Here is a 13,346-nt window from a genome sequence, read left to right as displayed (position 1 = left end):
GGAGCGTTGAAGGCGCCGCCGGACCGGTTGTTCGCAGGTGGCGCTGTTACTCACCTACGAGTGACGGAAGTTCGCCCTGCCAAGGAGCGGGGCAGCCCGGATCCGGCCAGCGCCCAGTCCTCCCAGGGGCAGAACCTCCTGCCTACGGTTTCGCCCAATTCTTCATGACATAGATGGACATTGCAGGCGAGTGTCACAGCAGTGTTGATGCTCGGCAACGCCTGCCGAGTGTCGTTCACATCAGGTGGTCGAGGTGGGCAGGGTGTGAATGCGCGGCCGGCCGGCCGCCACCCGCACACCGCACAACCCGACCGCCGCCACGGCGTGTTGGGCTTGTGCCGCACGATGCAGGGGGAACCTGTGACCGTATCCACGACCGCTCGCCGTCTGACCGCCGCCGCCATGACCACGGCTGCCATCACTGCGGCGATCGCCGTGCCCGCCTCCGCCGCCGACCACCGCCCGCACCGCGACCGGGTGGAGATCAGCAGCGTTCAGTACGACTCCCCGGGCTGGGACAACCGCTCGAACCGTTCACTGAACAGCGAGTGGGTGGAGATCACCAACTACTCCCGCCACGGTGTGAACCTCGATGGCTGGACCCTCTCGGACGAGGACGGCCGCACCTACACCTTCGACCACTACCGCCTGGACGGCCGTGCCACCGTCCGTGTCCACACCGGGATCGGCCTGGACACGGGCCGCGATGTCTATCAGGACCGACGTAACTACGTGTGGGACAACGCCTTGACTGTGACCCTAAGAACTTCCTTTGGCATATGCAGCTCAACGCCATGGGAGATCAAGGACGGCATCCCGCAGTAGTCGCTTCCAGGCGGGCGCAGTACCCGGGGAATACCGGACGCGTAGCACTGCGCTGGACGCTTCCTTCCAAGCCACGGCGTGAGTCCCTTCGCCGAACCGCCACCGCCACCGCTGCGGCGGTGTGGCCGGCTGGCCGGTCAGGTTGGCGATGAGTTCGGTGCACACGTCGTGGAGCGGGATGCCGCGCTGCTGGGATGCCGAGCGCAGGATGGCGAAGGCTTCTTCGGCGCTCCAGCGGCGCTGGCCCATCACCATGCCCAGAGCCTGGTCGATGGCAGCGCGGGACTTGAGCGCAGAGCGCGTTTGCTGGGCGAGTTGCTCGCTGATCACCAGGCGTTCGGCCATGGCGATCGCCCTGCTCGCCTGCGATGCCAGCGAGCGCAACAGGCGGAAGTCCGTGGCGATGAAGGCGTGTGGAGGCCGGCGGTAGACGTTGAGGGCGCCGACGGTACCGTCCCCGTCGGCGGCCATGGAGTGGATGCCGCTGGCGGCCGCGTAGGGGGGTAGTCGCCCCAGCGGGTCTCGGCGAGCATGCCGTCCACGACGATTTCCTCGCTGGTGCGGGCGGCTTGCAAGCAGGGTCGTCGTCTCGCCCCTGCCGCTTCTCATCCAGCCGAGCCGCGGCACCGGCGGAGTCCACCGTCAAGGGCCAACGCTCACGCTCCAGCGTGACCCCTATACCCTGCGCACGGATCAGCTCCAGAGCGGCGTCGGCGAGAGCCTGGAGGAAACTCTCCATCGACTGGCGACGATGCCTCCGTAGTCGTACACGAAGGCGCAGTTGTCGCCGTGACCGAAGAGGAACTGTTCGCGAGCATCGTCCAGCCACTGAAGCGAGGCCAGTGCAGGTTCGACGCGGACGACGAGCTGGGGATGCAGTCGGCCTGACCTGACGTCCGTGACCGGTTACGCGTGTGGCCCGGCGGGTGGACTGCCGGGCCACACGAGGGTCCGGTCCCAGATCGCTGACCCGGGACCGGCACTTGCGGGTGGCGCCGCCCACGGGGATGAGAACGACACCACCCTTGGATATTGGCAGTCGGCGGGCACGGAGCGGGTCGGAATCGAAACCACCCTGCAGGGGGAAAGGCTTCTACCGCCCACGCCGGGGGTCACTCGGCTGCTCACGTCGCCTGGCCGAACATCGTTGGTCAGGGCAGGTTGGGAGACCGCGGCCCGGAGCCGAATGGACCCCTGAACGGGGCCGCCTTCGCAGGTCCGGGGTAGCCGGTATCAAAAGGTGGACCGCAGTTGAGGCGTGAAGCGCCGTGCGTCTGACGGTCGATCGTGATGCATAGCCGTCACGGGGTGACGCTTAGAGAGCATCTGATCAAGGTTCAGGCTGGATTGTCTGAATCACCTGTTTCGATTCGCCAGGTTGGTGCTGATTCTCCGGTGAGTTCACGGCTGGTTTTGTTAGCCATGGCCCAGTGGGCCATGGTGCGTGATCGCTGAGGGAGGGCTTCGTAGTCCCGGACGAGGCGGCGGTTCTGCATCAGCCAGCCGAAGGTGCGCTCAATCACCCAGCGCTTCTTCTGGGGTTGGAACCCTTTGACGGTGGAGCGTTTCACGACCTCGACGTCGATGCCCCTGGACGCCCCGTGCTGGATGACGCTGTTCTGGTATCCGCCGTCGGCCCAGACCTTCGTCACGCTGGGGTGCGATGTGGCGAGTTCGTCGAGGAGGCGTTTCCCTCCGGTTGAGTCGTGGACCGAGGCGGCCGTGACGATGACCGCGAGGACCAGGCCGAGCGTGTCTGTGGCGACATGACGCTTGCGCCCTTTGATCTTCTTGCCGGCATCGATGCCCTGACTGACCTCGGCGACATTTGCGGAGGTCTTCACGCTCTGCGCGTCGATGACAGCGGCCGACGGGGCCGCCGGCCGTCCCTGTGCGCGACGGGCCTTGTCACGTAACAAGTCATGCACCCGCTGGGTGGTGCCGTCCACTTCCCATTTCGCGTAGTAGTCGTAGACCGTCTTGTACGGAGGGAAGTCGTGCGGCAGGTACTCCCACGGGATGCCCGTCCGGTTGACGTAGAGGATCGCGTTCACGATCTCCCGCAGATCGTGGACCCGCGCAGCGGTTCCCGGCCCTGTGCGGGCTGCCCGCCAAGAGGCGAACACCGGCTCGATCAACCTCCAGCGGGCATCGGAGACATCACTGCGGTATGGGCGTCGTGGACTCACAAGACACGCAACGACTCACCATCACCCTGGTCACAGTGAATGCCTCAAATCGCCTGCAAAATAGATCAGTTGCACTCTTAGTCAGCTATCCGAGCGGAGCTCCGGGTAGCCCAGAGCCGTGCCCCACGAGCCCCCGGAAACGTGCCTGACTGCAGGTCCTTCGTCCGGCCGACGTCTCTGCGGTGCATCACGTGTGACGCATCTGCGCTGCACGACGCTGTAAGAAGTGCGGACATGGCCCCTCGGTCGTCGGCGGCCGGGGGACCACCCGCCATACAGTCCAGGGCCCGCCGCGGTAACACTGCGCCTGCTGAGAACGGGCACGGTTTCCGGCCCCCCCATTCGCACTCGACACGCTGAACGGCCGAAACCTGGACTGCCGGTCCGCTGCACAGTCAGCTCATCGAGCGGGGTGACCACACCCCCCAGCGGCGGTGAGTCCGGCAACCGGCGGGCAGATGATCCCGCGCCGCGCTTTACGCCTTGGCACTCGGGATGGCAAGCGGGTCGCTCGGGGCGTTCTTCTTGGCGGCTTCCATCTGATCGCCGAGTTCCGTGAGGCGGTTGCGGCCCATGGCCTTGCGGACCTCCGGGAACCACTCCTTTTCCTCTTCCTCGACATGGTGGCGGACGTTCTCGATGAGGACGGTCATCTTCGCGTCGAACCGTTCGTCGGCCGGGTCGAGGTCCTTGAGCTCGGAGAGCATCCACAGCACCACGTGGTGTTCCTCGACGCTCTCCAGGACGTGGTCCTTGGTGTCGGGGTCGGCTTCCCGGGAGGCGGGGTAGAAGATCTTCTCCTCGATGAAGGTGTGGGTGGTGAGCTCTTCGATCACCTTGTCCACGATCTTCCGCTTCTCGGCGTGAGCGTTCTCCCCGGCTTTCTCGAACTGCTTGAACAGCGTCTCCACCGTCTTGTGGTCTTCCTTGAGCAGCACGATCCCGTCCACGACAACCTCCACCTCGCCTGTCCCAGGGGCCTCTTGCCGACCCGGGACAGACTCAGTACCCCGAAAAGGCCCCTATTCAGCAGCCCTTTGACAGTCTTTGGCCCCAAGGCGTGAAGCGGCTGCGCTGCTCTCTTCCTCACGGCAGACCAGAGACGCCAGCAAGGGGTTTAGGCGCGGGGAGACGGAACATCAGGTTGTCCTGACAGAGCCTTTATCCGACCTGGTAGGAGACACACGTCATGGGCGTCATCGCCTGGATACTCATTGGTCTGCTTGCGGGCATCATCGCCAAGGCGCTCATGCCGGGCAAGGACCCGGGCGGCATCATCATCACGATGCTCATCGGTATCGCGGGAGGTCTCCTCGGCGGCTGGCTCGGCAAGGTCATCTTCGGCGTCGACTCCATCGACGGCTTCTTCGACCTCTCCACCTGGATCGCCGCCATCATTGGCTCGCTCATCCTCCTGGCCCTGTACCGGGTCATCACCGGCAACCGCCGCCACGCCTGACCCCACTCACCGGTTCCCAGCACGACGGCTTCGCCCCCCAGTTGGCGAAGCCGTCGTGCTCTTCCCGATAGCTGTCCGGTCTCGTGTCGCCATCCACCCACCCGGGATTATGAGGCACCGTCAGTCCGAGGCGGAACGCCCCGCCCCGCAGCCCAGCCAGCCGAGCCCGCAACAGGCGGCGAGAGGACCAGAACATGCCGCAGAGCCGCGCACGGTCTCGGACCCGCCATCCACGGCATGAACGGCGTGGGGAGGCCCGGCTCCCGGGAGTGATCGCAACCCTCACAGCGATCACCCTCTACCTGGCACTGCCGCAGCAACTGCTCATCGCACCCCGCTACGTCCTGCCGTCGCTGGAGATCGTGCTGCTGATCCCGCTCATCGCGATCAACCCCCGACGGCTGACCCGCCAGACCAGGATGTTCCGCATCCTGTCGCTGACGCTCGTCGCGATCATCGCCGTCAGCAACCTGGTGGCCCTCGGCATGCTGATCAACGAGTTGGTCCACGCACAGGTGAAGGACGGCCGCGGTCTGCTGGTGGCCGCTCTGCAGGTGTGGCTGACGAACATCATCGTGTTCGGTCTGGCGTTCTGGGAGCTGGACCGCGGCGGCCCCGTCTGCCGCACCCAGGCACTGCGGTCCGAACTCCCACTCGCAGACTTCCGTTTCTCCCAGGACGAGAACGACGACGCCATCGAGGAGGTCGCCGACGGCGCCAGCGGATCCTCTGACTGGGTTCCCACGCTGGTCGACTACCTCTACGTGTCCGTCACGAACTCGACCGCGTTCAGCCCCACCGACACGATGCCCCTGTCCTCCCGCGCGAAGATCATGATGAGCATCGAGAGCATCTCCGCTCTCCTCACCTCGCTCCTCGTGATCGCCCGCGCGGTGAGCATCCTGCACTGACAACTGCCCGTACTGCGCCCACAACCCCCATGGAACGTCGTCGTTCCGATGGGTGTTCTGGTGTCGCGACAGCGGCTGCCCTCGTGTGCAGTGGAAGGTGCATTCGCCTCCCGCGTGTGCCCGACGGCTTGGCGGCCGAAAGGTGCGCCCGTAGACCGTCCCTTCCTCCCACCTGGTGAGGCGGCCCGGTACTACGGAATCGGGTGGGACGCCCCAGGCCGCCTCACCACCAACGCGCCGTCTGCCCGTCAGGGCTGCAACAGCATGGGGGGCACCCCATGTCTGGCGAAGCTGAGGTGGTCAGCTGTCCGGCTGGTTCGGGATGGGAGGGGAGGGCGAGTTGGCGGTTCAGCTCGGTGTGCAGGAGCGTGCACAGTTCGCCCGTGCGTGCCCATGCGATGAGCAGTTCCGCGACGTGGCGGAGCTTGGTGTTGGTGGTTCTGGGAGATGCTCCGCAGCACGTCCCAGCCCGCGTCGGGGGTCAGTTTCCCCGCGGCCAGCAGGACGCCGATAGCCTGGTCGACGACCGCATGCGCGTGGACGGCGTGCTGCAGTTGCGCATTTTCGGCCCGCAGCTGCTCGACGCGCTGCGCCTGCATGTCTCCCGCCGACGCGACAGGGGCGGGCCTTGATCCGTGGGTGTGGACGGACACTGCTTCCTCCGCTGCACCCATAGCTGCCCCTGTCAGACACAGCTCCCTTTTCTCACCTGCTTCTCAGGATGGGCGGTAAGCCACGGAGTAGCCACGAAGGGGAGATCAAGATCACGGCAAGCAGGGGACAGGGGCGTGCGGGAAAGGCCAGCGACATCCCCATTGCTCAGGGAACAAGATTCTTTTACAGGTCCGTGATGTTGCTTGCCGGGGGGTTGGGGCACCCAGGGGGGAGGCCGGCCAGGTGGCCAACCCCTGGAGACTGACCGGCTCAGGTTTCCCCAGTTCGGCCACGTGTGCCGGGGGAACCGCCCCAACTACCGACAAGGGCGGGCCTGCCGGGCAGGGTGGCGGCAATTCGTAAGGACAGACGATTTCCGGCAGGTGGAGGCCCGACCGTCATGGTGTCGCATTCGGTGGAAAACGCTGTCCTGGTCCTTGCTCCCGAAGACGGTCTGGGAGCTGAGGCAGCGGACACGCTGGCGGCGCTGATCGCCGATCTGGTCCAGGTTCACGCGCCGATGCCCGCTGTGATCGTTATCGAAGCGGGAACCGACGAGGCGGTCATCGACGCCGTCGTGCGGGCCCACCGGAGGTGCCGTCCGACCGGCGTGCTGATGTCGGTGGCCAGCGTGAAACCCGCCGCCTCCTGCGTGCGCGGGCGGCAGCCGGAGGCAGGAATCTCGTGGTGCACGCCCGCACCGACATAGCGATCACCACCGCCTGCGCCAGCGCCGCCTAACACCAGCCGACCTCGACCACAGAGCAGCCATTTAGCCGATGGCCCTACCGGCAAGGCTGTCGTCCAGGGCGAGATGGGCCGTGACACGCTTGCCGACAGGCTCGCGCTGGACGTCGACTTTCTGGGCGATGGCCATCACGATTTCCAGACCGTGCTGTCCGATCCGACCGGGATCCGCGGTTTTGGCGACGGGGAAGTTGGGGGCGCTGTCCCACACAGAGATCTCGAGCATGGCGGCCAGGATCCGCAAGCGCAGCAGTATGGGGCCCGGCGCGTATTTGCGGGCGTTGGTGACGAGTTCACTGACCACAAGCTGTGTGAGCTCGACGGTCTGCCGGGAGATGTCCAGGAGATGATCAGTGCGAACCCGGCTCAGGAACGCGGCCGCCAGGTGCCGCGCCTCAGCGATGCTCTGTCCCTCGTCGGGGAGAGTCACGGTGGCCTCCACCGGCTCGGAGTCGCCCTGTGTGCCGGCACCTTCCCGCGCTGCGTTGCCCATAGTCCCGTCCTTGCGTCGTCCCCCGGTATCCCCTCCGTGCAGTCGTCGGACGGGTACCACAACCCCCGTACAGTACGCGGCTCCAGCCTGGCTGATTCAACCGGCAACCACGAGCGGGGCATATTCCGTAGAGTGCAGTGTTCGAATGTCGACAGACCAATGAGGGACACGTGAAAGAGCAGCCCCAGCGCGCGGAACGGCTGACTGTCAGCAGCCGCCTGATCGGCCAGGTCACCGTTCTCGCGCTGGCCGGTGAGATCGACGACGACAGCGCCGGCCGCTTCGAGGAGGCACTGACCGCCGGTCAGGGCCCGTCGCCGCAGCGGATCGTGGTGGACTTCAGCAGGGTGACGTTCATGGACTCCGCCGGCATCAACGTCCTGATTTCCGCCTTCCGCGCGATGCAGGGCACCGACGGCTGGATCCGGATCACCGCCCCGGAAGGGGCGATGCGCGTCATTCAGATCGTCGCCCTCGACACCATCATCGCCTGCTACCCCACCGTCGAGCAGGCACTTCAAGCCTGACCGGGGAGAGCGGAAAACGTTCCCGAAGAAGGCGCGTCTGGGGGAGGGCCCGAAGGGATTCCCATGACTTCGGGCCCTCTGAGCCGCTCAACGAACCACGGTGGACCACGGCACGCAGCACCCCGCTCCGCCCCGGCAGGCGAGTGACCTCGCGGCGCGCACGGCCCCTCTCCGGGCGAGCCACCGACCCGGCGGCACAGAGCCGAGGGACGATGAGGCGTCACGTCGCATCTCGCCCACACCGGTGAGGTCGGCACTCTGCCGCTGTGGTCAGCTCCGGCAGACCGGGGGGCCGTCCCGCTGGCGCAGGCGGCCACCCGGCCCCCACCGACCTGCCGTCCGGCAGCGTTCTCACCGGGGCAGAAACAGATTTGTGCTTCCTTTCACACCTTCAGGTGCCTCGCTGCCCTTCTGCCAGTTCGGGGTGGTTTCCTTCTGGTTCGCTCGCGAGGACGCCTGTATGGCGCCGAGGCCTCAACTGTAAACGGGAGCCAGACATGGCAGACGTGGCAGACGGCCGATACCGGATCGTGTTGAACGACCAGCAGTGCCTCACCCGCGACAGCAGCGACACACCGCTGCTGCTCGTGCCCGAGGGCGTCGGCCCGCAGAGCTGGGAGGTCCGCAGCACCGGAGATGGCACCTACACCATCAGCACTTCCATCGGGGACACGAAGCTGTACGTGAGCTGAGACGGCGATCCCTTCCTCAGCAAGCCGGTCCTGCTCCAGCCCGAGGCCCGCCCCTGGAGGCTCACCCCGGCGGGAAGCCCGATACCTTCACGATCGACGTCCCGAACATCGAACTGCGCCTGGGGGTTGCGAAGACCAGTCAGCCCTGGGCCGCACTGAACGTTGTGCAGGACAGCTCCCAGGCTCAGAGCTGGACGTTCAAGCCCGTCAAGTGACCCTCCGCAGCAAGCGGCGGCCGCCTCTGGCCCTTTGCCGGGACGGCCGCTTGCACATGGAAGCCGGGAGAAACACCGAGTGGGCAGCGCGCGGCCGGACATCAGGAGCGGGCCGGGCCCTCGCGCAGGTAGTGGTGGACCGGCGTGCGCCAAGGACGCCTGCAGGACGACCCCGCCCGGCATCACGCCCGTCGAGGCCTCCATGACGCGCCATCAGTAATAGGGAACCGGTGGGTCTGCCTGCCAGCCGGAGGCGTCAGGCTTCGCGGGACAGTGGTCCGTCCTGCGCGGTCCCGCCCTTCCTGTTCACGGTGTTAATGGCGTCGTGAGCGGTGGGGTGGACGGCCAGGACCGTGTCGGTGCCGGTGATCCTCAGCATCCTCGCGACAAAGGACGGCAGGTCGGCAAGGCTGAGGGTGATGTTCTCGTTCTGGGTGTGGCGCCAGATGGCGAGCAGGAGAGTGATGCCGCTGGAGTCGAAATCACGGGTGCGCGCCAGACTCAGGACCAGGTGCCGACAGTCATCGATCACAGCGTTCATGACGGCGGTATGGATGTCCCGCTCGCTGTAGAAGTCGACGACGTGGGGCAGGTCGACGACCACGGTGTCGTGGTGACGGAACCTGACACTGCACTCGTCCATGACTGCCCTCCCTCTCGCCCGTGTTCCTACGGTTCTGCTTCCCGCTGCCGTACGGATGAGCCCGGCGGATTCTACGACGGCGCTGTGAGCACCGGGCCACCGAATGACACTCCTTCGGCGCATGTGACCTTCAGGCTGCGTGTCGTTGCCCCCGGGATGATGCTGGAGAGAGTACCGAAACGAGCGAAGGGGCCGGGCACAGGACTACCACCCCCTGCATCAGCAAGACCGAGGCAGCTGTTGCAGGATCTGGAAAGCTTGATGGATCCGAGGCGAGGACCTGCGGCCCCAGGGCCTGCGCCCGGTGTGCGGGGTCTCCGCGTCACTGCGCACGGACTCGGTGTACTGTTCGCCGAAGTGCCGCACCCGCGCCTGGCGACTGCGCCGGGAAGCCGCCGCAGCGGCTGGTGACGGATCCGAACGGCCGTTGCCATAAGCCGCAAGCTCCGGGCCTGGGTCAGTGATCCGGCCCCGGGACCCGTGTGGGCCCGGCACTCCACCCCGGTGGGAAACGAGGATACGCACCGATTTTTCCTACCAGAGCCCCTACCGATCCCCCTGCCGGCACCCTCACGCGGGCCCGTGCGATCCGTGCAGGTCGGACCCCTGACCAGGCCCGACCGTCTCGACAACCCTCTCGCCTCCCCTCGTCCTGTCTGCCCCCGTTTGAACAAAAATAGGGGGGTGGAGAGTGGGGTACAGAACAGGACGGAGGAGGACGCACGAGGGCCCGGTGCCGCCTGGTGGCGCGTCGGTCTGCGGCCCTCCGCGCTCGCGCCGACGGGTGCCGGCGCCCCCGAAGGGGGGCGGTGAGGCGGGGACCTCATGACGACGCGTCCCCGGACCGAGCCTGCTCGCGCTCGAACGTCGCGACAGCCTCAGCGACGGCACGCCGCCAGCTGCGCACCACGCCGCCGTGCTCACGCGCCAGCTCAGCAGCCAGCCCACGCCGAGGACCACCCTCGCGGCGCAGCACGTCCAGCGCCACACCCACCGCCCGGTCGCGCTGGTCGCGGCCGGGACCGCCTCCACGCGTCCCCTGGCCGTCTCCCCGGCTGCGGCCCGTGCCCAAGCGTTTCGTACCGATGTCCTTCTGCCAGGCCGCCCAGAACGCCTCCACGGCCTGCTTGTCGAAGTAGACGGTTCGCCCCACCGTGCCGACCACTTCCGGATGCCGCAGATGCTTCGGCCGCCGGCCCCGCTCGGTGTACCACCGGGTGACGGTCGACTCAGCCGCTCCCGTGTACTGGACAATCCAGGCCCGCCGCACCACCCACCGGCCCTCCCACAGACGAAGCAACGGCTCCCCCGCAACCGTCATGACTGACTCCCTCCGCATCGACACCGGGGTGCAGCGCACCCATCGAACACATCACCTGAAGCCTGTCCCGTAAACGATCTCCGTGCCGGGAGTGCGATGTGCTGGATTGGTGTAAGTAGGCGGTGGGTGTCGGTGACGGCTTGTCCGGCTGGGTGGTCGTCGAAGCCGAGACGGGATCACTGCCGTTCCGGAACATGCTCCGCAGCACGTCCATGCCTGACCGCGGCAGAGGCTGGGGGAGAGGTCCCCGCCCATCCCCGTTCCGGATCCACATCCTGCCAAAGGACGCACTTCGCATCACAATGGACCGATACAGGCTGATGCGGGAACGGATGCCCATCAGCAGGGGAGGCTCCACCGTCGTCGCTCGGTTTGCGCCTGCCTGACGGTAAGAGCGGTCGAACGGTCTGACACGTGCTGCCCCCCCCCGCTTTCGGGACGGCTGCCCGTTCAAAAAGACGCAGGGGGTTCTTCCGGACTGGCTGGGGGCTGTTCGGTGTGCGGAGGAAACAAGGCGTTCTCCAAAGCGCTGAGTCCGAACAAGATGAGGAGGACCAGGATCGGGAGCAGCAGAGCAGTCACGAGCATGACGCCTCCCGGTAGATCAGAAAGCACGGGAATGCGGTACCGCAGTGCTTAGCCAGACTGACCCGAACGGGGGGACAGCGCCAGTTCGCCCCCCCCAGCGCACGTAGGCCATTCGGGTGGCAACTCACGGAATGGCGTTTCGGACGAGCCGAGCGCGCCGACCCGCCGGGAGCGTCTGGCAGCCCTCTCACGTGGGTGGTGCTCCGGCCGCCAGGAGCGATGTCGCGAGTCGGTACAGCCATCCCACGGCCCGCTGGGTGACTATCAGGCAGCGAAGTACTGCCTGTACCTTCGTGTAGGTCTGCATTCGCCGAGGAGGGTCATGGACATAACTGGCGCGGGCACTGAGGATTCACCCGTGCCCGGTCCGGAGATGTGGTGGAGCGCCCTGGGCGTAACGCTGGAGGACGTGCGGACGGCTGTCGTTGTCGTCGAGAAGGGCGGACTGATCGTCTCGGCCAACGGCGTGGCCCAGAGCGTGCTGGGCCGCAGCCTCGAGGAACTCGTCGAGCAGGACTTCCATGACCTGCTGCACCGCGACCTTCATGGGCACCCCACACCCCGCGCGCGCTGCCAACTGCGAAGCGTGATTCTCGCCGGAGGAACGGAGCACGGCGACGCGGAGTGGTTCGCCCGCGGGGACGGCACACTTGTCCAGATGTCCTGGCTCGTCGCGCCTTGCTCCCTCGGTCCGGAGAGGGCGGCCGCGCTGGTGCTGCTGTACGAATCGAAGGGGGCCCCACCGGACGACGGTGTTCATGAGGGCCTGACACCGCTGACGGAGCTGGATCGTCTGGCCCTGCTAGCAGAGACGACCACCCAGCTGACGTCCACCTTGGATATCGAGGAGGCCCTGCGCCGACTGGCGGCCCTGACGGTACCCCGGCTCGCGGACTGGGCAGTGATCGATCTCCTCACCGAACGGGACGAAGTGCGACGTGCCTTGGTGGCAGAGCAGAGGGACGGCATCCTGGTGGAACGGGAGGACCTGCAGGGGCCCATGCCCCCCGTGCCGGAGGAATCCCCGATGCCCCTGTCCCGGGCACTGCGCGGTGCCGCCTCCTCTCTTGCGGGCCCGGCCACCTATCAGGGCGTACCCGATTCCGGAATCGCCGTTGAACAGGGTCGCCTGTTCAACGAGACGGGCATGCACTCCGCTGCCATCGCGCCCATTCGAGGCCTGCGTGACGTGCTGGGAGCCCTGACTCTGGGACGCTCGAAACGTCCTGGCGCCTTCACCGCCGCGGACCTGCCGCTGTTGGAGGACATCACCCGCAGGGCTGGCCTGGCGCTGGACAACGCACGTCTTTACCAGCGCCAGCGCAAGGTCGCCGAAACTATGCAGCGCCACCTGCTGCCCCAGCTCCCCACCGTGCCCGGGGTGGACATGACGGCACGCTACGTACCCGCTCCGCACGCCTCCTCCGTCGGCGGCGACTGGTACGACGTCTTCGCCCTCACCGATACCGCGCACGCCCTGGCCATCGGCGACGTCGTTGGGCACGACCTCGACGCCGCTGCCGGCATGGCTCAGGTCCGCAATATGCTGCGCGCCTTCACATGGTCACAACCCGAGGCCAAGCCCAGCGCCGTCGTCACTCAGCTCGACAACGCCGTGAAGCACATAGCCGAGGTCCCCATGGCGACCATGATCCTTGCCACGCTCACTCGCGGCGACGACGAGCTGTGGCAACTGTGCTGGACGAACGCCGGCCACCCTCCGCCGCTGCTGGTCAGCCACGACGGTCGTGCCCGCTACCTCACCGACGCCCACGGCATCCTGCTCGGGACCGGAGTGATCCGGCCTCGCCCCGATGTCTTGACCACTCTGCCGCCTCGCACCACCCTCCTGCTCTACACCGATGGCCTGGTCGAGTCACCACACAGCTCCATCGACCACGGACTGGACCGTCTGCGCCGACATGCGGCCTCGCTCGCCCACCGCCCCCTGGACTCTTTCTGCGACCTGCTGCTGGAACAGGTCCGCCCCAACGACAACGACGACGACGTCGCCATGCTCGCGCTGCGCACACCGCCCCTGAAATAGACCGGGCGGCCATGGATAGTCAGAGGGAGTTTCGC

General features: G+C 66.7%; 15 protein-coding genes. 8 read left to right on the top strand and 7 right to left on the bottom strand.

The genetic code is table 11. The annotated features are described in order from the left end of the window. The first annotated feature begins 345 nt into the window (after positions 1–345). Positions 346–825 (top strand): lamin tail domain-containing protein, encoded by a 480-nt coding sequence (locus B0675_RS26675; RefSeq protein ID WP_241540096.1) that lies wholly within the window; start codon positions 346–348, stop codon positions 823–825. Here B0675_RS26675 and B0675_RS26670 read toward each other — a convergent pair. The 3 genes from B0675_RS26670 to B0675_RS26660 form a co-directional block, all read right to left on the bottom strand. After that, positions 787–1,296 (bottom strand): GAF and ANTAR domain-containing protein, encoded by a 510-nt coding sequence (locus tag B0675_RS26670; protein ID WP_241540004.1) that lies wholly within the window; start codon positions 1,294–1,296, stop codon positions 787–789. The genes B0675_RS26675 and B0675_RS26670 overlap by 39 nt on opposite strands. 866 nt (positions 1,297–2,162) lie before the next feature. Further along, positions 2,163–3,014 (bottom strand): IS5 family transposase, encoded by an 852-nt coding sequence (locus B0675_RS26665; RefSeq protein ID WP_081222167.1) that lies wholly within the window; start codon positions 3,012–3,014, stop codon positions 2,163–2,165. A 476-nt stretch (positions 3,015–3,490) separates the two neighbouring features. Further along, entirely contained in the window at positions 3,491–3,964 is a 474-nt protein-coding gene (locus B0675_RS26660) for a hemerythrin domain-containing protein (RefSeq protein ID WP_081222166.1), read from the bottom strand. A 239-nt stretch (positions 3,965–4,203) separates the two neighbouring features. Between B0675_RS26660 and B0675_RS26655 the strand changes: the two genes are divergently transcribed. Both B0675_RS26655 and B0675_RS26650 read left to right on the top strand, forming a co-directional pair. Further along, positions 4,204–4,473, top strand: a complete 270-nt coding sequence (locus B0675_RS26655) for a GlsB/YeaQ/YmgE family stress response membrane protein (RefSeq protein ID WP_081222165.1) — start codon at positions 4,204–4,206, stop codon at positions 4,471–4,473. A 269-nt stretch (positions 4,474–4,742) separates the two neighbouring features. Continuing rightward, positions 4,743–5,384, top strand: a complete 642-nt coding sequence (locus B0675_RS26650) for a hypothetical protein (protein ID WP_206602740.1) — start codon at positions 4,743–4,745, stop codon at positions 5,382–5,384. Between the two features lie 248 nt (positions 5,385–5,632). On the opposite strand, the gene B0675_RS26645 is transcribed toward B0675_RS26650, so the two are convergent. After that, positions 5,633–5,884, bottom strand: a complete 252-nt coding sequence (locus tag B0675_RS26645) for a hypothetical protein (RefSeq protein ID WP_347110931.1) — start codon at positions 5,882–5,884, stop codon at positions 5,633–5,635. Here B0675_RS26645 and B0675_RS42600 point away from each other — a divergent pair. Beyond that, entirely contained in the window at positions 5,768–6,016 is a 249-nt protein-coding gene (locus B0675_RS42600; protein WP_347110988.1) for a hypothetical protein, read from the top strand. The genes B0675_RS26645 and B0675_RS42600 overlap by 117 nt on opposite strands. Before the next feature lie 422 nt (positions 6,017–6,438). Further along, a complete protein-coding gene (locus B0675_RS26640; protein WP_081222163.1) occupies positions 6,439–6,747 on the top strand; it encodes a hypothetical protein in 309 nt (102 codons plus the stop codon). 63 nt (positions 6,748–6,810) lie between these two features. On the opposite strand, the gene B0675_RS26635 is transcribed toward B0675_RS26640, so the two are convergent. Beyond that, complete coding sequence (locus B0675_RS26635; RefSeq protein ID WP_081222162.1) at positions 6,811–7,278, bottom strand: ATP-binding protein; 468 nt, start codon at positions 7,276–7,278, stop codon at positions 6,811–6,813. Positions 7,279–7,448: 170 nt separating this feature from the next. Here B0675_RS26635 and B0675_RS26630 point away from each other — a divergent pair, with 170 nt between their 5' ends. Together B0675_RS26630 and B0675_RS26625 are read left to right on the top strand one after the other, a co-directional pair. Beyond that, the gene (locus tag B0675_RS26630) at positions 7,449–7,805 is read left to right on the top strand and encodes an STAS domain-containing protein (RefSeq protein WP_081222161.1); all 357 of its coding nucleotides are present in this window, start codon (positions 7,449–7,451) and stop codon (positions 7,803–7,805) included. Positions 7,806–8,302: 497 nt separating this feature from the next. Further along, positions 8,303–8,497: a hypothetical protein gene (locus B0675_RS26625; RefSeq protein ID WP_081222160.1), complete on the top strand. Its 195-nt coding sequence runs from the start codon at positions 8,303–8,305 to the stop codon at positions 8,495–8,497. A gap of 471 nt (positions 8,498–8,968) precedes the next feature. Here B0675_RS26625 and B0675_RS26620 read toward each other — a convergent pair whose 3' ends face one another. Continuing rightward, entirely contained in the window at positions 8,969–9,355 is a 387-nt protein-coding gene (locus tag B0675_RS26620) for an STAS domain-containing protein (protein ID WP_179165442.1), read from the bottom strand. An 823-nt stretch (positions 9,356–10,178) separates the two neighbouring features. Next, on the bottom strand, positions 10,179–10,676 hold the full coding sequence (locus B0675_RS40720; RefSeq protein ID WP_107482846.1) for a hypothetical protein: 498 nt from the start codon (positions 10,674–10,676) through the stop codon (positions 10,179–10,181). A gap of 961 nt (positions 10,677–11,637) precedes the next feature. On the opposite strand from B0675_RS40720, the gene B0675_RS26610 reads away from it, so the two are divergent. After that, on the top strand, positions 11,638–13,311 hold the full coding sequence (locus B0675_RS26610; RefSeq protein WP_081223894.1) for a SpoIIE family protein phosphatase: 1,674 nt from the start codon (positions 11,638–11,640) through the stop codon (positions 13,309–13,311). The last annotated feature ends 35 nt before the right edge of the window (positions 13,312–13,346 follow it).

The sequence above is a fragment of the Streptomyces sp. M41(2017) genome (assembly GCF_002078175.1).
Lineage (GTDB): Bacteria > Actinomycetota > Actinomycetes > Streptomycetales > Streptomycetaceae > Streptomyces.
This window is presented reverse-complemented; position numbering and strand designations above follow the sequence as displayed.